The organism is Mycolicibacterium phocaicum (assembly GCF_010731115.1).
GTDB lineage: Bacteria > Actinomycetota > Actinomycetes > Mycobacteriales > Mycobacteriaceae > Mycobacterium > Mycobacterium phocaicum.
The window spans coordinates 1,037,585-1,057,459 of record NZ_AP022616.1; the positions used below are offsets into that span (position 1 = coordinate 1,037,585).

The 19,875-nt window shown below is 68.9% G+C and carries 15 protein-coding genes; 5 read left to right on the forward strand and 10 right to left on the reverse strand.

The annotated features are described in order from the left end of the window. Positions 1 to 16: 16 nt before the first annotated feature. Positions 17 to 1,363, reverse strand: coding sequence for an MFS transporter (locus G6N46_RS04990; protein ID WP_197746742.1), 1,347 nt, complete (start codon positions 1,361 to 1,363; stop codon positions 17 to 19). A gap of 15 nt (positions 1,364 to 1,378) precedes the next feature. Here G6N46_RS04990 and G6N46_RS04995 point away from each other — a divergent pair, with 15 nt between their 5' ends. Then, positions 1,379 to 2,593, forward strand: a complete 1,215-nt coding sequence (locus G6N46_RS04995) for a serine hydrolase domain-containing protein (protein WP_138249222.1) — start codon at positions 1,379 to 1,381, stop codon at positions 2,591 to 2,593. Here G6N46_RS04995 and G6N46_RS05000 read toward each other — a convergent pair whose 3' ends face one another. After that, positions 2,594 to 4,264 (reverse strand): sulfatase-like hydrolase/transferase, encoded by a 1,671-nt coding sequence (locus tag G6N46_RS05000; protein WP_138249127.1) that lies wholly within the window; start codon positions 4,262 to 4,264, stop codon positions 2,594 to 2,596. A 46-nt stretch (positions 4,265 to 4,310) separates the two neighbouring features. On the opposite strand from G6N46_RS05000, the gene G6N46_RS05005 reads away from it, so the two are divergent. Then, on the forward strand, positions 4,311 to 5,522 hold the full coding sequence (locus G6N46_RS05005) for an FAD-dependent monooxygenase (RefSeq protein WP_138249126.1): 1,212 nt from the start codon (positions 4,311 to 4,313) through the stop codon (positions 5,520 to 5,522). Here G6N46_RS05005 and G6N46_RS05010 read toward each other — a convergent pair. After that, positions 5,519 to 6,523: an AraC family transcriptional regulator gene (locus G6N46_RS05010; protein WP_234880633.1), complete on the reverse strand. Its 1,005-nt coding sequence runs from the start codon at positions 6,521 to 6,523 to the stop codon at positions 5,519 to 5,521. The genes G6N46_RS05005 and G6N46_RS05010 overlap by 4 nt on opposite strands. A 101-nt stretch (positions 6,524 to 6,624) precedes the next feature. Here G6N46_RS05010 and G6N46_RS05015 point away from each other — a divergent pair, with 101 nt between their 5' ends. The 3 genes from G6N46_RS05015 to G6N46_RS05025 are packed head-to-tail and all read left to right on the forward strand — an operon-like array spanning position 6,625 to position 10,597. After that, entirely contained in the window at positions 6,625 to 7,881 is a 1,257-nt protein-coding gene (locus G6N46_RS05015; protein ID WP_138249125.1) for an amino acid deaminase/aldolase, read from the forward strand. Continuing rightward, entirely contained in the window at positions 7,878 to 9,176 is a 1,299-nt protein-coding gene (locus G6N46_RS05020; protein ID WP_138249124.1) for an FAD-linked oxidoreductase, L-gulonolactone oxidase family, read from the forward strand. Before G6N46_RS05015 ends, G6N46_RS05020 begins: the two co-directional genes overlap by 4 nt. Positions 9,177 to 9,184: 8 nt before the next feature. Next, the gene (locus G6N46_RS05025) at positions 9,185 to 10,597 is read left to right on the forward strand and encodes an amidase (RefSeq protein ID WP_138249123.1); all 1,413 of its coding nucleotides are present in this window, start codon (positions 9,185 to 9,187) and stop codon (positions 10,595 to 10,597) included. Here G6N46_RS05025 and G6N46_RS05030 read toward each other — a convergent pair. The 7 genes from G6N46_RS05030 to G6N46_RS05060 form a co-directional block, all read right to left on the reverse strand. Continuing rightward, positions 10,567 to 13,254 carry a fumarate reductase/succinate dehydrogenase flavoprotein subunit gene (locus G6N46_RS05030; protein ID WP_174814019.1) on the reverse strand — a complete coding sequence of 896 codons (2,688 nt, stop codon included), beginning with the start codon at positions 13,252 to 13,254 and terminating at the stop codon, positions 10,567 to 10,569. The genes G6N46_RS05025 and G6N46_RS05030 overlap by 31 nt on opposite strands. Then, complete coding sequence (locus G6N46_RS05035; protein ID WP_138249122.1) at positions 13,251 to 13,994, reverse strand: ABC transporter ATP-binding protein; 744 nt, start codon at positions 13,992 to 13,994, stop codon at positions 13,251 to 13,253. Before G6N46_RS05035 ends, G6N46_RS05030 begins: the two co-directional genes overlap by 4 nt. Next, positions 13,991 to 14,845 carry an ABC transporter permease gene (locus G6N46_RS05040; RefSeq protein ID WP_138249121.1) on the reverse strand — a complete coding sequence of 285 codons (855 nt, stop codon included), beginning with the start codon at positions 14,843 to 14,845 and terminating at the stop codon, positions 13,991 to 13,993. The genes G6N46_RS05035 and G6N46_RS05040 overlap by 4 nt, the downstream gene beginning before the upstream one ends. Then, complete coding sequence (locus G6N46_RS05045; RefSeq protein WP_138249120.1) at positions 14,842 to 16,257, reverse strand: ABC transporter substrate-binding protein; 1,416 nt, start codon at positions 16,255 to 16,257, stop codon at positions 14,842 to 14,844. The genes G6N46_RS05040 and G6N46_RS05045 overlap by 4 nt, the downstream gene beginning before the upstream one ends. A gap of 8 nt (positions 16,258 to 16,265) precedes the next feature. Beyond that, positions 16,266 to 16,496, reverse strand: a complete 231-nt coding sequence (locus G6N46_RS05050) for a 4Fe-4S dicluster domain-containing protein (protein WP_061006677.1) — start codon at positions 16,494 to 16,496, stop codon at positions 16,266 to 16,268. Continuing rightward, entirely contained in the window at positions 16,493 to 17,233 is a 741-nt protein-coding gene (locus tag G6N46_RS05055; protein WP_138249119.1) for a GntR family transcriptional regulator, read from the reverse strand. The genes G6N46_RS05050 and G6N46_RS05055 overlap by 4 nt, the downstream gene beginning before the upstream one ends. Before the next feature lie 371 nt (positions 17,234 to 17,604). After that, entirely contained in the window at positions 17,605 to 19,851 is a 2,247-nt protein-coding gene (locus G6N46_RS05060) for a molybdopterin-dependent oxidoreductase (protein WP_138249118.1), read from the reverse strand. Positions 19,852 to 19,875 lie beyond the last annotated feature (24 nt).

The following is a 19,875-nucleotide window of genomic DNA, read 5'->3' on the forward strand; positions in this document are numbered from 1 at the left end:
TAACTAGCCGCGTAGCTTAGCAGGCCGCCAGGGCGTCCTCGTCGGGCATGTCGCCGGCCGTATCGTCGAGCTCCGTCCCCCGGGTTTCGGGCAACACCAGCGTGCAGACGATGCTGACCAGCACGAAGACGGCGATCATCAGCCCAACCGCCCAGCTCCCGAGGGCGGCGACGAGCGGGCCGGCGACCAGCGGCGGCAACGCGCCGCCGACGATTCCGGCGAGATTGAAGGCCATGCCGGCCCCGGTGTAGCGGTAGCGGGTGGCGAACGTCTCAGGCAGGAACGCGCCGATGGGTCCGTAGGCGAGCCCGAAGATGCAGAAGATGCCGGCGATCGCCACCGCGAACCCGACCGGCGAGCCGGAGTCGATGAGCGGCATGACGAGGAATGCCCACGGCAGCGCCAACCCGAACCCGACCAGGATGACGCGGCGCCGCCCGTACCGGTCGCACAGCACCGCCGAGATCGCCGAGAACACCATGAGCGACACCCCGGCCAGGACGCCGACCGACAGGATCAGCGTCCGCGGATGGTGGATGCGGGTGCTGGCGTAACTCATCAGATAGGTGCCGCCGAGGAAGCTCATGGTGAAGATGCCGACCATGCAGCCCGCACCCAGCAGTACCTGCTTGCCCTGCCGGCGCACCAGCTCCGAGAACGGCGCGCGAGGCACCGTGCCGCGCTTCTGCTCGGCGACGAAGACGGGAGTCTCGTCGATGGTCAGCCGCACGTAGAGCGCCACGGCCAGCAGCACCGCGCTGAAGAGGAACGGCAGCCGCCAGCCCCAGTCCAGGAACACCGGGCTCTTCTCCCCGATGGTCACGTTGGCGATCAGCACCACCAGATTGCTGACGGCCAGGCCGGCGCCGGCGCCCAGCTGAGTGAACATGCCGTAGGTGCCGCGCTTGCCGACCGGCGCGTACTCGGCGCTCAGCAGGGCCGAACCGGCCCATTCCCCGCCGACGGCGAAACCCTGGAACACCCGCAGGATCAACAGGATGATCGGCGCTGCCAGGCCGATCGTGGCCGAGCTGGGCACCAGGCCGACGCCGACGGTGGACAGCCCCATGATCAGCAGCGTCGCCACGAGAGTCTTCTTGCGGCCCAGCCGATCCCCGAAATGCCCGAAGACCGCCGCGCCGATGGGGCGGGCCAGGAACGCAACCGCGAATGTCGCCAGCGACGAGATGGTCGCCATGGCGGGCGGCAGGTTCGGGAAGAACACCTGCGGGAAGATCAGCGCCGCGGCCGTCCCGTAGATGTAGAAGTCGTAGAACTCGATCGCGGTGCCGATGAAACTGGCGAACGCCACCTTGTTCATCGGTGTGCTCGGGGTCGACGGGTCTGCAGCCACGTCAGGCAGGCTAACGTGACCGGGGTGAATCTCGACGCGAACACCGAATCGGTCAGCGCGGCGATCGACACCGGCCTGCTGGCCGGCGCGGTCACGCTGGTGTGGCAGGACGGCGCGGTGCGGCAGGTCAACACGCTCGGCCACCGCGACGTGGAAGCCAGGCTGCCGATGGAACGCGACACCGTCTTCCGCATCGCGTCGATGTCCAAGCCGATCACCGTGGCGGCGGCCATGACGCTCGTCGACGAGGGCCGGCTGGCCCTGACCGATCCCATCGCGAACTGGATTCCCGAGCTGGCCAACCCGCGTGTGATGACGAGCATCGACGGGCCGCTGGACCGGTCCGTGCCGGCCCGGCGGCCCATCACCGTCGAGGACCTGATGACGCATCGCGGCGGCCTGGCCTACGGGTTCACGGTGCCGCCGCCACTGGGCAAGGCCTACAACAAGCTGCAGTCGCTGCAGGATCCGGATCGCTGGCTGGCCGAGCTGGGACAGCTGCCGCTGGCTCATCAGCCCGGTGACGCGCTGACCTACAGCCAGTCGACCGACGTGCTGGGCTTCCTGCTGGCGCGCGTCGAGGGCAAGCCGCTGCCAGATGTGTTGGCGGAACGCATCTTCAAACCGCTGAACATGGTCGACACCGGGTTCGCGGTGACGCACTCGGGCCGGCGCCGTGCCGCGACCATGTACCAGCTGGCCGCCGACGGCGACGCCCTGCGCCTGCAGCCCGGGAAGATGGGGCCGCCGCAGGTGATGCCGCCGACCTTCTGTGCCGGCGGCGGCGGACTCTGGTCGACCGTCGACGACTATCTGACATTCGCGCGGATGCTGCTGGCCGGCGGCGAGGTCGACGGCGTGCGGGTGCTGTCGGAGGAATCGGTACGGGCCATGCGCACCGACCGGTTGACGGCCGAGCAGAAGTCACAGAACTTCCTGGGCGCGCCGTTCTGGATCGGCCGCGGCTTCGGGCTGAACCTGTCGCTGGTCACCGACGAGGCGAAGGCCACGCCGTTCTTCGGTCCGGGCGGCCCCGGCACATTCAGTTGGCCGGGTGCCTTCGGCACGTGGTGGCAGGCCGACCCGAACGCGAACCTGATCCTGATCTACCTGATCCAGAATCAGCCCGAACTCAGCGTGGATGCCGCGGCTGCCGTTGCCGGCAATGCCTCGCAGGCCAATCTCCGTTCCGCGCGACCGAAATTCGCGAAGCGTACCTACCAGGCGCTGGGCTTGTAGTTAGCCGGCCCGGGCGGCGGTCAGCCGCTGCATGTCGGCCATGCCCTGCTCCTGGGCGTCATGCATCCAGGCCGGCAGCGGTGCCCGCAGCTCGGGCAGCACCTCGCCCTCGAGCAACGCCTGCAGCTTGGCCTGCTTGCCGCTGCGGCCCGCCTGGTTGTCGAGTTCGTGTGCGCCCCCGGGCGATTCATAGTCGTAGAGCTCGTAGTCGACCTTGCGGGCATGATCGGCCTCCATGCCGCCGGGCTGCCAGTACGAGTAGCGGCCGAGCTTCGCATCGGGTGTCCGCACCGCGACGATGTGGCTGGGCGCCGAGGTCGGAATCTCGGTGGGCACCGGAGCGCCGCCGAACATCTTCTGTACCGCAGGCGATTTCATCAGCGTCGCCATTTCTTCGACCGACATGTCGTCGGTCGCGTGGGCCACCCAGGGGCGGCCCGCCGCACCGGGATCGGCCGCGATGGCGGCGATGTCGCCGCGCGCCTGCAGGTAGGCGTAGCGGCTGTCCGATCGCCAGCCGTTGCCGCCCGCGGCGATGGTGAGCAGCAGCGGCGCGATGTCGACGCTCGAGGTGAGCTGACGCCGGCGCTCACCCGGTTTGGGGGTCAGGTGACCCGCCGGGTCGTGGATGTACAGCGGCACCCGGATGGACTCTTCATAGATGGCCGCACCCTTGCCGCGCAGGCCGTGCGATCCGGCGTACTCGCCGTGGTCGGAGGTGAACACGACGACGGTGTCGCGTTCGACATCAGGGCGGGAGGCCAGAGTGTCGAGGACGCGGCCGATCTGGACATCCACCTGCTGGTGCAGCCACAGGTAGTTGTCGAGGCACCGGGCCCACTGCGCGGCCATGTCGGGACCCGAATACGGCACCGGGCCGGTCATCAGCGGCGACATGAAGTTCATGTAGTCGATCTGCAGCTGCGGCTTGCCGCGCCGTCGGAGATCGTCGGCGTTCTCGAAGTTGACGGGCGTCCCGGAGAACACGTGCGGAACGTCGTCCGGCAGCGGGTTTCTCGGCCACCAGCAGATGTCGTGCGGGTTCACCAGGGACACCGTGGTGCACCACGGGCCGCTGCCGGCGTGGTCGGCGAACCAGCCGTCGAACTGGTCGGCGATGCTGCCGTCGACCTTGAGCCCCTGGTTGGGGCCGCCGTTGGGCGACGGGTACGTGCCGCCGGAAAAGCCATGGGCGTCAAGGCCGTCCGGGTTGGTGTCGGCGATGTGGCCCAGGTGCCACTTCCCCCACCACCAGGTCTGGTAGCCCTGGTCGCGCAGCATGGTGCCCCACGTCGGAAAGCGGGGCGCCAGCGTGGATTCGGTGGGTCCCTCCCCGGTGTACAGGCACCCCGTCTGGTGCGAGTAAAGCCCGGTGGTGAGGACGCCGCGCGATGGCGTGCACATGTTGGATGCCGAGTAATGCGACTCGAAGGACACGCTGCGCTGCCGCAGGCGGTCCAGGTTGGGCAGTAGTTCGCCGAGCTGTCTGGCATCGGGAAACCATTGGGGCGCCCGCATCTGGTCGACGATGATCGCCAGGATGTTGGGTCTGCCCGCCGAATGCTCCCGGCCCGCCCGCGACAGGAACTGGTAGCCACCGATCCCCGCCGCGGCCACCCCCGCTGCCGCCGCCGTGCCTTTGAGGACGGTGCGCCGGTCGATGTCCGCCATGGGGCCAGCCTAGGAGCCAATGCTGAGAAAGCCATAGGCTTTCGCCATGGTGCAGCAGACGGTGTTGATCAGCGGCGCCGGAGTCGCCGGACCGGCCCTGGCCCACTGGCTGGCCGGCAACGGCTATCGGGTGGTCATCGTCGAGGCGGCACCGAGTATGCGCCCGGGCGGGCAGACGGTCGACCTGCGCGGCGCGGGTCGCGAGGTGGTCACCCGAATGGGCTTGTTGCCCACGATGACCGAGCGGTGCCTGTTTCAGCGCGGCATCGCCTGGGTGCGAGCCGACGGCACGCGGCGTGCGGAGATGCCGGTCGAGGCGTTCGACGGCAACGGGATCGTCTCGGCACTCGAGATCCTGCGCGGTGATCTGACCGACGTGCTCTACCAGGCCACCCGGGACGTGGCCGAGTACCGCTTCGGCACGCGGATATCCGCGCTCGAGGCGGACGAGTCCGGGGTCCGCGCCACGCTGACCGACGGCTCCGTGGTGGAGGCCGACCTGGTCGTCGGCGCCGACGGCCCGCATTCCGCGGTACGGCAGTTGACATTCGGCCCGGAGGAGCAGTTCGTTCGCCGCCTCGGTGGCTACAACGCGTGGTTCACCGCACCGGACATGATCGGGCTCGACGGCTGGTACCTGATGTTCCAGGCGGCCGGCGGGCTCAACGCCTCACTGCGGCCGTCGCACGACGCGGCGACCGCCAAGGCGGGTCTGGCATTCCGGTCCGAGCCGCTCGAGTACGACCGTCGCGACCCGGACGCGCAGCGCGCGCTCCTGGCCGAACGCTTCCGCGACGCTGGCTGGTACTGCGACGAACTACTCAGTGCCGCAGCGGAATCCGACGACTTCTATTTCGACGATTTCGTCCAGGTACACATGGACACCTGGTCGGCCGGCCGCATCACGCTGTGCGGTGATGCCGGGTACTGCGCATCGCCGCTGTCCGGCATGGGCACCAGCCTGGCGCTGGTCGGGGCCTATGTGCTGGCCGGGGAACTCGGGCCGGCCGCGGCGCTCGACGCGGCCGGCATCGCACCGGCGTTACGGCGCTACGAGACGGTCATGCGGCCGTACGTCGACCGGTGCCAGGACCTCCCCGGCGGCCTCGACGGGTATGCGCCGATGTCCGAACGCCAGATCGCGGGTGCGGCCTCCGCCATGAAGTGGGTGCAGCGCTGGCCGCTGCGGCGGTACGCCGGCCGCAAGTGGTTCGCCACGGCCGAGTCGATCGACCTGCCCGACTACCAACCGCGCTAACGGTCGTGCGTGGGCGGATGACCCGTCCATTTGATGTACGCCCGGCGGAATTCCCGCGGATCGGTGAATCCGACCTCGGTGGCGATGGCGTGGATCGGCATCGCGGTCTCGCGGACCAGGTACCGCGCGCGTTCACTGCGCACCTTGTCGCGCAATGCGATGAACTGCTGCCCACCGGCACTGAGGCGCCGCCGCAATGTGCGTTCGGTGATGTTGAGCCGCTTGGCGACCTGGGCCATGGTCAGCGGGTCGCGCACGCTCTCGCGCAGCATCGTCTCGACCGTCCGCACCACGTCGGTCGGCTGCTCGCCCTGCGTCACCATGTCGCGGCACGCGGCGACGGCGACGGCGTGCGTCGCCGGATCGGCGCGCGGTAGCCGCTGCGACCACAGCGGGTCCGGGAACGCCAGCCGGTTGGCGTCGGCGTTGAACAGGACCGGACAGCCGAAGAATTCGCGGTATCGCTGCGCGTACACCGGCGGCGGGTAACTGACCTGGACGTACTCGGGTGTCTGCTGCGGCAGCTCGAGCACGGTCCGCACGGTGACCAGCACGCTGCAGAACAACTCCTCGCACAGGAACGGCAGCAGCTCCGGTTCGGGGCGGCGCTCGTAGGCGCGCAGCGCGAAAGTGTCGCCGATCAGCTCGGCGCCGACGTCCATCAGGCTGCCGGCGCTCTGGTGCAATTCCAGACCCACTTGCATTGCCGCACCGAGGTTTTCGGCCGAACGGATGGCCAGGCCCAGCACGCCGAACGACACGAACATGTCGCGGGCCCCGACGTCGATGCCCAGGCCCCGGTCCGGCATGGCACGCACGGCACGCCGCAGCACGAGCGCCGCCTGCCGGAACGACACCCGGGTCTCGGGCGAATTGAGCGTCGCGGCCGTCAGCCCCGCCGCCGCCAGCCATTGCTCGGTGGGCAGACCGGCACGGTCGGCGACGTCGACGACGTTGACGAGCACCGACGTCGGGATGAGCGCCGCGCTTTCCCTGTCCACCCCACCTCCAACACGTGTCCGGTTTTCCCCCCATTGTGGTCACCGATGCCCTCGTGCGCACCCACCGACATGCGGTTAGCTCCCGACCCATGGTGTCGTCAATGCCGGTCGATCTGTCGGAATCGCTTTCCGCTGAGGGGTCGTGGGCGCGTCCGGACACGTATTGGCCGGCATTGACCGACGCGACCGCGCATCTGGAGACGCCGCTGGCCGCGATCGACCTCGGCGCATTGCGCCACAATGCGCACGATATGCGCCGCCGCGCGGCCGGGACACCGATCCGCGTGGCAGCCAAATCCGTGCGGTCGCGGACCATCCTGGACGCCGTCACGGCTCTCGACGGTTATGCGGGCGTACTGGCGTTCACATTGCCCGAAGCGCTGTGGTTGGCCGCCGGCGATGACGCGCACCCGCCGCAGGATGACGTCGTCGTCGGCTACCCGACGGCCGACCGCACCGCGATCGCCCGACTGGCGTCGTCCCCGGAGTTGGCGACGCGGGTGACGCTCATGGTCGACGACGTGGCGCAGCTCGATCTGGTAGACAGCGTCGCCGCGCCGTCGGCGCGACCGCCGCTGCGGGTCTGCCTCGACCTCGACGCGTCCTGGCAGGCTCCGGTACTCGGACACCTCGGGGTGCGCCGCTCCCCCGTCCACACCGCGGCGCAGGCCGCTGCCCTGGCCAGGACCGTCACCGCCCGCAGTGGTTTCGCGCTGGTGGGCCTCATGTCCTACGAAGCCCAGATCGCCGGCGTCGGCGACGACGTCCGGGGTCAGGCCGCACGCTCGCAGCTGATCCGGTGGATGCAACGACGGTCCAAGGACGAGCTGCTCGAACGCCGCGGTCTCGCGGTGTCCGCGGTACGGCAGGTGGCCGACCTCGAATTCGTCAACGGGGGCGGCACCGGATCGCTCGAATACACCGCCTCGGACCCGGCGGTCACCGAGATCGCGGCCGGCAGTGGGCTTTTCGGCCCGCACCTGTTCGACACCTATCGCGGCTTCGCGCCGGCGCCGGCCGCGGCGTTCGCGCTGTCGGTCGTGCGCAGGCCGGCCCCGCAGATCGCCACGGTACTGGGGGGCGGCTGGATCGCCTCCGGACCACCGGCCAGAGATCGTGTGCCGCTGCCGGTCTGGCCGCCGGGGCTGAGTCTGCTGTCCACCGAGATGGCCGGCGAGGTACAGACCCCGGTCACCGGGAAAGCCGCCGGGGCGCTGAACGTCGGCGACCGCGTGTGGTTCCGGCACTGCAAGGCCGGTGAACTCAGCGAGCACGTCGACGCGTTCGCCATGGTCGATGACGGTACGACCGTGGGCACGGCGCCCACCTACCGAGGCGAGGGGAAGACGTTTCTGTGAGCTGGACGAACTGGGGGCGCTGCGAGACTGCGCAACCGACGGAAGTGCTGCGGCCCAAGAACATTCAAGCAGTGTGTGACGCCGTCATCCGCGCGACGGCGACCGGCAGGCTGATCAAGGTCGTCGGGTCCGGGCACAGCTTCACCGGCATCGCCGTCGCGCCCGACATCCAGCTCGACCTGGGTGCCCTGACCGGCGTGATCGCCGTCGACCGCGATCGCCGGCAGGTCACCGTCGGCGGTGGAACTCCGCTGTGGCAGCTGACGCGGCTACTGGCACGACACGGACTCGCGCTCGAGAACATGGGCGACATCGACCGCCAGACCATCTCCGGCGCCATCTCGACCGGCACCCACGGCACGGGGCTGGCCTTCGGCGGCCTGGCAACCCAGGTGGTCGGGCTGACCCTGGTCTCGGGCACCGGCGAACTGGTGCGCATCGATGAGGAGCAGAGCAGCGAGTTGCTGCCCGCGGCACGGGTCGGGCTGGGCGCGCTGGGGATCATCGTCGAGGTGACGCTGCAGTGCGTGCCCGGCTTCGCGATCCACGCCATCGAACGTGTCGAGCCGGTAGACGAAGTCGTCGCAGCCTTCGACGAACGCTGCACGCACACAGACCATTTCGAGTTCTACTGGTTCCCGCACACTGACACCGCGTTCACCAAGGCCAATATCCGGCTGCCCGCCTACACCCCGCTCGAGTCCACCAACCGGGTATCGCAGTGGATCGAGGAGGAACTGGTCGAGAACGGTGTGCTGGGCGCGATCTGCGCCGTCGGCAGTGCACTGCCGGCCACGGTGCCCGTTCTCAACCGCACCGTCACCCGGTTTCTGTCCGATCGCGAACACACCCAGCGCTCGGACCGCGTGTTCACCTCGCCGCGGCGGGTGCGGTTCCGCGAGATGGAATACGCCGTCCCCTACGAATCGGTCGGGGCCGCGTTCGACGAGGTACGCAGCCTCATCGCGGAACGGGGTTGGCGCATCGGCTTTCCCATCGAGGTCCGCGCCGCCGCCGCCGACGAGAACTGGTTGTCCACCGCGTACGGGCGCCGCAGCGCCTACATAGCGGTGCACCGCTATGTACGTGACGATCCGGCCGAGTACTTCGCCGCGGTCGAGCAGATCATGCGCCGCTACGACGGGCGTCCGCACTGGGGCAAGATGCACAACCGCACGGCGGCTGATCTGCGGGACAGCTATCCACGATTCGACGACTTCCTCGCCGTCCGCGAAAAGCTCGATCCCCGAAGAACATTCGTCAACGACTATCTACACCGAGTACTCGGAGAATGAGGGCAGCCATGACCACGATCCACGCCTTCGGCGATGACGCACTCGGTGACCACGACGCCGTCGAGCTGGCCCGGTTGGTGCGCGATATGAAGGTCAGCCCAGATGAACTGGCCGCCGCCGCAACCACCCGAGCACAACTCGTCGACCCCGAACTGCGAGCGGTGGCATGCGATCTGCCACCGCGGCACGGCACGGACCCGGACGCCGAATTCTTCGGCGTTCCGACCTTCATCAAGGACAACACCGACGTCGCCGGCCTGCCGACCACGCACGGTTCGGAGGCCTTCACGGCCCGGCCCGCAAAGCAGGATGGCACCTACGCGACGCAGCTCCTCAGCACGGGACTGACGCTGCTGGGCAAGAGCCGGATGCCCGAGTTCGGTTTCAACGCCACCACGGAGTACATGACCGAGCCGCCGGTCCGGAACCCTTGGCACACAGAGTTTTCCGTCGGTGCCTCGTCGGGCGGATCGGCTGCCCTGGTCGCCGCCGGCGTCGTGCCCATCGCGCACGCCAACGACGGCGGCGGCTCCATCCGCATCCCCGCCGCCTGCGCGGGCCTGGTCGGGCTCAAGCCGAGCCGGGGCCGGCACCGCGACGGCGAACAGGCCGGTCATCTGCCGATCAACATGATCTCCGAGGGCGTCCTGACCCGCAGCGTCCGCGACACCGCCGCGTTCGTCGCGGCATGCGAGAACCATTGGCGCAATCCGAAACTCGCGCCCATCGGCCGGGTGAGCGGGCCGGCGCAACGGATGCTGCGCGTCGGCGTGCTGTTCGACAGCGTCACCGGCGAATCTGTCGACGCTGCCACTCGGGCAGCCGTCGAAGACACCGCGGCGCTGCTCGAGGCCGCAGGCCACGTCGTCGAGCCGATCACGTTGCCGGTCACCGCCCAGTTCGCCGACGACTTCGTCCAGTACTGGGCGCTGCTGGCCGATCTCGCGGTCGGCACCGGCCGGTTGATCCTGGACCGGTCGTTCGATACTGCCAAGGCCGACGGCCTGAGCCTGGGGCTGCGCGCGCACCATCGCCGGAACCTGCACCGCACCCCGGGTGCGTTGTGGCGCCTGCGCCGTGTCGCCGATCAGTACGCGCGGATGTTCGCCCGGCACGAAGTCGTGCTGTCGCCGGTGCTGTCGCACACCACTCCGCGTCTCGGCTACCTCGCGCCGACGGTCGAGTTCCCTGATCTGATCGACCGTCTGCGCCGGTATGTCGCCTACACCCCGCTCAACAACATCGCGGGGACGCCGGCCATCTCGCTGCCGGCAGGCCTGTCCCCCGATGGTCTCCCGGTCGGGGTCCAGCTGTCCGGCGCGTACGGCGATGAGCGCACGCTGCTCGAACTCGCGTTCCTGGTGGAAGCCCAGCGGCCGTTCGCCCGGATTCAGCAGGTAGCGAGCGCGTGTCGCGCGTAGGCCCGCACGTCGGCGTCGCCGTCCTCCAGCGCGATCCCCAGCGCCTGGCGGGCCGCCTCCTCGGAATCCGCCCAGCGGGTCAGGCTCAGCACCGCCGCCTTGCGCACATCCAGGTGCGGGTCGTGCAGCGCCTGCGACAGCGGTTCGACGGCGACCGCCGGGGCCGCGCCCGACAGTGCCCGCACCGCGCCCTGACGGATCTGCCACGCTGATTCCCGAAGCGCGCGTTGCACTTCCGGCACGTCCTGCTCGGCGCAACCCACGGCGGCCAACGCGGCGAGCGCGGCCGCACGCACCAGCGGGTCCCGGTCGGCCAGCAACTGCCGCACGGTGTCGGCACCGGAGCCGAGCGTGGCCAGACCATTGCTCGCGGCGATCCGCACCTCGCGGTTGTCGTCGTCCGCCGCCGCGGCCACCCCGTCGACATCGTCTACGGAGACCAGGGCACGTACCGCCTCGATCCGCACGCGGTGATCGGAATCGGTCACCGCGGCACGGTAATCCGGGGCCGCACCGACGCGGCGCGAGCTCAGGACGTACAGCGTCACGGCCCGCACGATGGGGTCGGCAGAGGTCAGGTACGGGGCGACGGCCGCCGGATCGGGCAGCACTTCGACCAGTTCGCGCAGGGCGTCGGCACTCTCCGCACGCACCGCGCCGTCCACGTCACCGAGCGCGGCAACCAGGTCCGCCTGGTAGCCGTCCGGCAGGTTCTCGACCAGCACGGCGACAGCGGCGCGGCGGACTCCCGCGTCGTCGTCCTGAAGGTATTCGGTCAGATCGGCGAGCGTCGGCTCGTCCAGGACCACCACGGCAGCGATGCGCGGCGACGGCGGCGTCGCCGGTTCGGTGGGCCGCAGCCGCGAGCCCGCCGTCGCAGGCGCCTTGCCACCGACCAGGTCCGGCTGGTGCACATGCTGCACGGCGTGGTCGGACGGTAGGTGGTCCAGGTCGGGCACCGGCACGAAATAGGGTGCCACGGGCCGCTTCAGGAACTCCATCTCACCGTCTGAGCCCTTGCGCAGGTTCAGGTGATAGCGCCACTGTTCGTCGTCGCGCTCGGGGATGTCGGCACGATCGTGGTACAGGCCCCAGCGTGATTCGGTCCGGGTGAGCGACGACCTGGCCGCCATCTCGGCACAGTCCCGGATGAACGAGACCTCGACGGTGCGCATCAGCTCGTGCGGCGTGCGGGCACCCATCTGCTCGATCTCCTCGGCCATCCGCTCGAACGTGCGGACCGCGATGGACAACTTGGTCGCTGTCTTCGGCGGCGCCACATAGTCATTCACGAAGCGGCGCAGCTTGTACTCGACCTGCGGCTGCGGGGGCCCGTCCGGATGCCGCAGGGGTCGGTAGATCAGCTCGTGCGCCTCGGCCAGCTGGTCCTGCGGAAGGTCCACGGGCGCTTCGACATCGGCGAGGGTCGACGCGGCGTGTTCGCCGGCCAGGTCGCCGTAGACGAACGCCCCGATCATGTAGTTGTGCGGGACGCACGCCATGTCGCCCGCCGCGTACAGCCCGGGCACGGTGGTGCGGGCGTGTTCGTCGACCCACACCCCGGACGCCGAATGCCCACTGCACAAACCGATCTCGGAAATGTGCATCTCGATGTCGTGCGTGCGGTAGTCGTGGCCACGGTTGGCGTGGAACGTACCGCGCGTCGGCCGCTCGGTGGTATGCAGGATGTTCTCCATCGCGGTGATGGTCTCGTCCGGCAGGTGCGTGACCTTGAGGTAGATCGGGCCGCGGGCCGATTCGATCTCACTCTTGACCTCGGCCATCATCTGGCCCGACCAGTAGTCCGAGTCGACGAACCGCTCCCCCAGTGCGTTCACCTGATAGCCGCCGAAAGGATTGGCAACGTAGGCGCAGGCGGGCCCGTTGTAGTCCTTGATCAGCGGGTTCACCTGGAAGCACTCGATGCCCGAGAGCTCGGCGCCCGCGTGGTACGCCATGGAGTAGCCGTCACCGGCGTTGGTCGGGTTCTCGTACGTGCCGTACAGGTACCCCGAGGCCGGCAGCCCGAGCCGGCCGCTGGCGCCGGTCGCCAGGATGACGGCCTTGGCCCCCACTGTGACGAATTCGCCTGTGCGCGTGTTGAAGGCGGCCGCACCCACGGCGCGCCCGTTCTCGGTCAGCACGCGTACCGGCATCAGCCGGTTCTCGATGCGCAGCTTCTCCCGGATGGACTTCTGCCGCATCACGCGATAGAGCGCCTTCTTGACGTCCTTGCCCTCGGGCATCGGCAGCACGTACGAGCCGGACCGGTGCACACGGCGCACCGCGTATTCGCCGTGCTCGTCCTTCTCGAACTTCACGCCATAGCGTTCCAGCCGCTGCACCATGGCGAAGCCGCGGGTCGCGGTCTGATAGATGGTGCGCTGGTTGACGATTCCATCGTTGGCCCGCGTGATCTCGGCGACGTAGTCCTCCGGGGTGGCCTTGCCGGGAACGACGGCGTTGTTGACGCCGTCCATGCCCATGGCCAGGGCTCCGGAGTGCCGCACGTGGGCCTTCTCCAGCAACAGCACCTGGGCGCCGTTCTCGGCGGCCGTCAGGGCCGCCATGGTGCCGGCAGTACCGCCACCGATCACCAGGACGTCGCAGTCGAGGCGGACGGGATCGGCGAGGTCTGGAATCTCCAGAGTGCTCATTGGTGTAGTGCTCCAAGGATTTCGGCCCGCAACTCGGTGCGGGACACTTCGGCATCACGGGGGCTCGGGACGTCCAGCAGCGCACGCAGCGGCCGGCCGGCGCGGCCGAGGACCGCCACCCGGTCGCCCAGGGCGAGGGCTTCGTCGACGTCGTGCGTGACGAACACGATGGTGGTCGGATGGGCCTGCCAGGTGTCGATCAGCAGGTGCTGCATGGCATTCCGGGTCTTGGCGTCCAGGGCGCCGAACGGCTCGTCCATCAGGACGGCCCGTGGCGCCCCGGCCAGTCCGCGCGCCAGCTGGACCCGCTGGCGCATGCCACCGGACAGGCTCTTGGGCAGGAAGTCGGCGAACCCGGTGAGCCCGACCTCGTCGATCCAGCGTTCGGCACGCTCGCGCCGGCCGGCCCGCGGCACGCCGCGCAGCTGCAGTGCCAGTTCGATGTTGGATCGCACTGTGCGCCACGGCAACAGCGCGCTGTCCTGGAACACCATGCCGCGGTCCCGCGACGTGGTGGTCACCGGTTCGCCGTCCGCCAGGACCCGCCCGGCGTCGGGCTTCAGCAGCCCGGCCAGCGCCCGCAGCACCGTCGATTTGCCGCAGCCCGATGGTCCGGTCAGCACCAGGATCTCCCCCGGCTGCACCGTCAGGCTCAGTTCGTCCACGACGGGCTCGCCGGTGTAGGACAGTCGGATTCGGTCGAGTTCGAGGCGGAGGCCGGAGGTCAGTACAGCGCTCATCGCCCGTTCTCCTCACCGCGCGGCAGCCAGCGGGTGAGCCGCCGGCCGATCAGTTCCACCGCGGCCGAGGTGCCGAACCCCAGCGCTCCGATGGTGATGATGCCGACGAAGACGCTCGGGTAGTCCAGCACCGTGTAGGCCTGCCAGGTGCGGTAGCCGACACCGAGCCGGCCGGAGATCATCTCCGCCGACACCACACAAATCCACGCCACACCCATGCCGACCGACAGGCCGCCGAACAGCCCGGGCAGGACACCCGGAAACACGACCTGCCGCAATACATCCCAGCGGCTGCCGCCGAGGGTCCGCACTGAGTCCTCCCACAGCGTCGGCAGCGCCCGCACGGCGTGCCGGGTGCTCACCATGATCGGGAAGAACGCCGCCAGGAACGTGATGAACACGATGCCGGCCTCGTCGGTCGGGAACAGCAGGATGGCGACGGGCACGAGGGCGATGGCCGGGATCGGCCGCGCCAACTCGGTGAGCGGCCCGACGACGTCGGCAAAAAGCCGCGACCGGCCCAGCGCGATACCGACAGCGGCGCCGATCACCGCCGCCAGCCCGAAGCCACTGACGATCCGGATCACCGACTGCGTGAGGTCGAGCCAGTACTGCGTGGCACCGAGTCGTTCGATGAACTTCGCGGCGATCTGGGTCACCGTCGGCAGGTTGTCGAACCGCAACCAGAACCGGACGTGGCCCGCCGTCAGCAGCTGCCAGATGCCCACGGCCGCAACGACCGACAGCGTCTTGACGGTGTAGCCGCGCCATTTCGCGGGTCCCTGCCGCCGCGACACCTCGGTCTCGGCCGGCCGCGCCGGCGCGGCGGTCACCGCGGCGATGGCTGTCATGCCACACCCACCAGCGCCTGTTGGTAGGTCACCACCGCGGAACCGGGATGGGCCGCCTGATAGCGGCGGGCGCCGGCGTCGGTGTCGAAGGGCACGAAGTCCGTACCCTGCTGCACCCACACGGATTTGTCTGCCAGCCAACGGGTTCCGAGCTCGGCATCCGGCACATAGGCGGCCCGGACCTTAGTGCCCTTGGCCTCCGCGGCCCGGATCGCCTTCAGCAGGCAGGTCGGGTTGGCCGCCGGCTGCGTGGTGTCGGAACCGTCCAGCCACAGCTCACCGGCCAGGGCGGGGTTGTCGACCGGAATGTTGCACACCGGATCGGTACCGTGCACGACCGACGGATTCGCGGTCCGGGCCACCTCGGCGTTGTAGTCGCGTCCCCGCGCGGCCAGCGCCTTGCGCAGCGGTCCGTCCTCGACGAACGTGGCGACGTCCAGGTCGGCGAAGTCACCGATCGACTTCAGGTACGGCACATCACCTTTCAGCGCGTCCACGAGCGACGGCTTGAGCGTGGTGTCGAACCGGGTGCCGCCGGGCCCGTTGTAGAGGTAGACGACTTCCGGCGGCAGGCTGCTGCCCTGCGCGACGATCTTCGCCGCCTCCAGCGGTTTGGTGTTGAGGAAGTCGGTGGCATCGAGCTGTGCCTGCAGGAACGCGTCGAGCACCTCGGGGTGTGCGGCGGCGTAGGCCCGCCGCGCGACGACGCCATGCCAGGTCGGGTAGTTCAGCTCGGCTCCGTCGTACAGCAGGCGGGCCTTGTTCTGGAAGACCAGCAGCCCCGGCCAGGCGACGAACTGCGAAAGCGCCTTCACCTGACCCGATTCCAGCGCCGACGCGCCGATCTGCGGCTGCTGGTTGAGCACCTCGACGCCGGTCTTGGGGTCGATGCCGATCTTCGACAGCGCGCGTACCAAGGTGCCGTGGCCGGCCGAACCGACGCTGGCGGACACCTTCTGCCCGGCCAGCTCGTTCAGCGACTGCACCGGTGAATCCGGGCTCACCACAACCATGTTCAACGATCCGGTCGGGCTGGAGCCCGTGGCCGCCACCAGTTCGGTCTTGGCGCGCTCGTTGCTCTGGGTCTTCGATCCATTGATCAGCATCGGGTAGTCACCCATCGAGCCGATGTCGATCTTCTCGGCGACCATCTGCGCGGTGATCGGCGCACCGGTGTCATAGTCCTGCCATTCGACGTGGTACTTCTTGCCCGTCTTGGCGCCGATGTCGTCGAGGCGTCGCTCGAGATAGCCCTGGGCGCGCAACAACGTGCCCGCGGTGACGGTGTTGATGGTCTTGGACTGGTAGCCGATGACCACGTTGACGGCGTTGTCGTCCTTGCCGGCCGAATCGACCGAGCAGCCGGTCGCGGCCAGGACGACGGTGGCGACCAGGGCGGTGAAGTGCTTCATGGGGGTCCTTAGCGGATGAGGTAGGGCATGTTGACGGAGACGGCACCGGTTGGGCAGCGCGCGGCGCACGGCCCGCAGTACCAACATTCGTCGACGTGCATGTAGGCCTTGCCGTTGTCGGGATTGATGGCCAGCGAGTCGAGCGGGCAGACATCGACGCACAGCGTGCAGCCCTCGATACACAGCGACTCGTCGATGGTGACGGGCACGTCGGCTCGTTGGTTGTTGACCAGCGTCATGATTCACTCCGTAACAGGTTGCCGCGCATGGTGATCCGGTCACCACGCAATCGGATGTATTCGAGGTCGACGGGACGCCCGTCGTCGAGAGTCGTGAGCCGTTCGAGCATCAGGATCGCGCCGCCGGCCGGGATGTCCAGCGTGGCCGCGGTGTGCGGATCGGCCGAAACCGCTTCCAGCGCAATGTCCGCCGAGCCCAGACGTTGTCCGGTGACCTGCTCGATCAGCGCGAACACATCGTTGTTCTCCAGCGAGTGCTCGAGTACCGCCGCGCCGATGTCGGGCACCAGGTACGTCAGATCCAGGCTCAGCGGCAGGTCGCCCAGGTACCGCAGCCGCTCGATGAACACGACGGGCTCTCCGGGAGTCAGCTGCAGGCGGCGCGCCACGGCCGCCGGGGCCGGCAGGTGCGTGGCGGCGCGCACTTCATTGCGGACGTCGCCGTAGTCCTTGAAGGTCTCCTTGAGCCCGACCAGCGCGTGTAGCCCGTGATCGTATTTGCGCTGCGCCACGTGGGTGCCGACGCGCGGTCCCCGGTCGATCAGCCCCTCGGCCTTGAGGATCGCCAGCGCCTCGCGCACGGTATTGCGGGACACCGAGAACTCGGCGACCAGCTCGGCCTCACCGGGCAGACCCGCCGCGTAGACCCCGTCGCGCACCTGGTGGCGCAGCACGTCGGCCACCTGGCGGGCGCGGTCGGCGCGCCGGCGCAGTGGCGTCGGGGAGGACTCGGGCATGCGGATGACGGTAGGGACCTGCGCCCCTCAGGTCAGCACCGGAGAATCGGGGGGTTCGACGGTACCTGCATTGCGCCGCCTTGCCCCAGGCTTGACCTGCGCAAATACCCATTTCAACCACCATTGCGCCACCTCGAAAACGCCCGACATTTCAAATCTCGGTGAGTCCAACCGAGCCTGCCGCTCGCGCCAACCTTCGACTCCGCGAAAGTGCGTGAGTTCAATCGTGATGAAAATTTGCCGTGGTGATTGAGCTGAGGGACCGCTGACGGCCCGAAGTAGTACCTGGCTTCAACCGGGACGTCCAACAGTGCCTGCTGAGTGAAACCAAGTATCTCTCCGCGCACTCGGCAGGCCGTAGAACGCAGCCGCTAGCTCCCCGCGGCCGACACCGTCACCGGAATCCCGTTGAGCGCACCATTGCCGGACGGCTCGTCGAGGAAGTCGGGCAGCGACAGGATGTTGGTGTTCACCCCGGGCGAGGAGTTGGCGATGCCCAGGCGGGTGCCGGCCTGTCCGTGCCCCCAGCCGTGCGGCATGGACACCACACCCGGCTTGATCGCATCGGTCACCTCGACGGGGACGACGATCTTCCCGGCGCCTGAGGCGACTTCGGCGTCGTCGCCGTCCGCGATGCCCCGCGCGGCGGCGTCGCGGCTGTGCATCAGCAGCGTGCAGCGGTCGCGGCCTTTCATCAGCGCGCCCACGTTGTGCAGCCAGGAGTTGTTGGACCGCATATGCCGCCGGCTGACCAGCACCAGCTCGTCGGCCGGACGCTCCAGCCGCGCGGCGAGCCGGGGCAGGTCATCGAGCAGGTACTGGGGGGCCACGCGGATCTTCTTGTCGGCGGTACCGAGAATCTCGGGCACGCGCGGCACCATCGGGCCGTAGTTGATGCCGTCCGGGTGGGCCTTGAGCTTCTCGAGTGTCAGCCCGTCGGGTTTCTCGCCGTACCGGTCGCCGAATGCCGCGGTCCGCAGCGTCAGGTCGAGCATGCGCTCGGGGCCGCCGTGGTCGTACTTCTTGCGAATCTCGGCGCCGTCGAGCCCCTGCGTGAAGCACAGGTAGTCGAACCAGCCGTCGTCGAGCGCGGCGACGTCGACGTCCTCGGCCGGGGTGCCGGTGCACAGCCCGGTGAGCCGGATCAGGATCTCCCACTCCTCCGGCGCGGCGGGGTCCTCGCGGTGGAACACCGGCGGTGAGTACCGCGCAAAGCTGTTGATGGCCGCACCCAGGAGCAGGTCCGCGGAGTGCGCCTGCTCGAGAGGCGAGGCGCCGGGCAGGATGACGTCGGCGTGCCGGGTGGTCTCGTTGAGCCACAGGTCCACCGCGATCATGGCATCCAGATGCGGCAACGCCTTGTCGAGTTTGTCGCCGCCCGGCGTCGACAGCACGGGGTTGCCCGCAACGGTGATGAGGGCTTTGAGTTGGCCCGCGCCCGGGGTGGTGATCTCCTCGAGCATGCACGAGATCGGGACCTGGCCGAGCACTTCCTTGGCGCCGCGAACCCGGGTCTGGTAGCGGCCGAAGTTCGGCGCCCCGTCCTCCAGTCCCGGGATGGTCTGGCTGGTGACGGTCCATGCGGTCGGGGTGGCGAACATCGCGCCGCCGGGGACGTCGAAATGTCCGGTGACGATGTTGACGACGTCGATGAGCCAACTCGCGAGGCTGCCGAATTCCTGATTGCAGGTACCGATCCGGCCGTAGACGACGGCGCGGGGCGTGCCGGCCAGCTCACGGGCCAGCGCCCTGATGCGTTCCGCATCGATACCGGTTGCCGCGCAGACTCTTTCGGGTGACCAGTCGGCGACGGCCCGGCACAGCTCGCCCACCCCGTCAAGGTGCTGCTCCACTTGGCCGAGGTTCACCAGCCCTTCGTCGAACACCGCGTGGATGACGCCAAGTAGTAGCGCTGCATCGGTGCCCGGCGTGATCGGCAGCCACTCGTCGGCCTTGGCGGCGGTCTGGGTACGCACCGGGTCGATGACGATCACCTTGCCGCGCTTACGGATTCCGCCGATGATGCCCATGATGTCGGGGGCGGCCAGCAACGAACCCTGCGACGCCGCGGGGTTGGCGCCCATCACCACCAGCAGGTCGGTGCGCTGCACGTCCGGTGTCGGGAAGGCCCACCAGCTGCCGTACATCAGGTGCGACGACAGATTCTTCGGCCACTGATCGATGGTGCCCGGCGAATAGGTGATCGGCATGCCGGACAGTCCCAGCAGGATCGCGGCATACCGGGACAGCGAAAACGAGTGCGCCAGTGGGTTTCCCGTGTACGCCGCGACCGCGCCGATGCCGTGCTCTGCGATGATCGGAGCGAGCAGCTCGGTGCAGCGGCGGAACGCGGTGTCCCAGTCGACCTCGTGCCACTGTCCGTCGACCTTGATCATCGGCCGGCGGATGCGGTCGGGGTCTTCGTGCAGCGCGCCGAGCGACGCGCCCTTCGGACAGATATGACCCGCGCTCCACGCGTCGGCCTTGTTGGGCCGGATGCCGGCGACTTTGCCGCCGGACACCCGAATCTCCAAGCCGCACATGGCTTCACACAGGCTGCAGGCGTGCAGGTGCAGGCCGTCTTCGCCGACCTCGGCGATCACTCGCTCGGTTCCCATCATCCGACTGTAACGGCGTTACTG

Coding starts and splice junctions, on each gene's coding strand:
- G6N46_RS05005 (WP_138249126.1), top strand. CDS start 4,311: ATGGTGCAGCAGACGGTGTTGATCAGCGGCGCCGGAGTCGCCGGACCG.
- G6N46_RS05025 (WP_138249123.1), top strand. CDS start 9,185: ATGACCACGATCCACGCCTTCGGCGATGACGCACTCGGTGACCACGAC.
- G6N46_RS05030 (WP_174814019.1), bottom strand. CDS start 13,254: ATGAGCACTCTGGAGATTCCAGACCTCGCCGATCCCGTCCGCCTCGAC.
- G6N46_RS05015 (WP_138249125.1), top strand. CDS start 6,625: ATGCCGGTCGATCTGTCGGAATCGCTTTCCGCTGAGGGGTCGTGGGCG.
- G6N46_RS05035 (WP_138249122.1), bottom strand. CDS start 13,994: ATGAGCGCTGTACTGACCTCCGGCCTCCGCCTCGAACTCGACCGAATC.
- G6N46_RS05040 (WP_138249121.1), bottom strand. CDS start 14,845: ATGACAGCCATCGCCGCGGTGACCGCCGCGCCGGCGCGGCCGGCCGAG.
- G6N46_RS05045 (WP_138249120.1), bottom strand. CDS start 16,257: ATGAAGCACTTCACCGCCCTGGTCGCCACCGTCGTCCTGGCCGCGACC.
- G6N46_RS05060 (WP_138249118.1), bottom strand. CDS start 19,851: ATGGGAACCGAGCGAGTGATCGCCGAGGTCGGCGAAGACGGCCTGCAC.
- G6N46_RS05050 (WP_061006677.1), bottom strand. CDS start 16,496: ATGACGCTGGTCAACAACCAACGAGCCGACGTGCCCGTCACCATCGAC.
- G6N46_RS05055 (WP_138249119.1), bottom strand. CDS start 17,233: ATGCCCGAGTCCTCCCCGACGCCACTGCGCCGGCGCGCCGACCGCGCC.
- G6N46_RS05000 (WP_138249127.1), bottom strand. CDS start 4,264: ATGGCGGACATCGACCGGCGCACCGTCCTCAAAGGCACGGCGGCGGCA.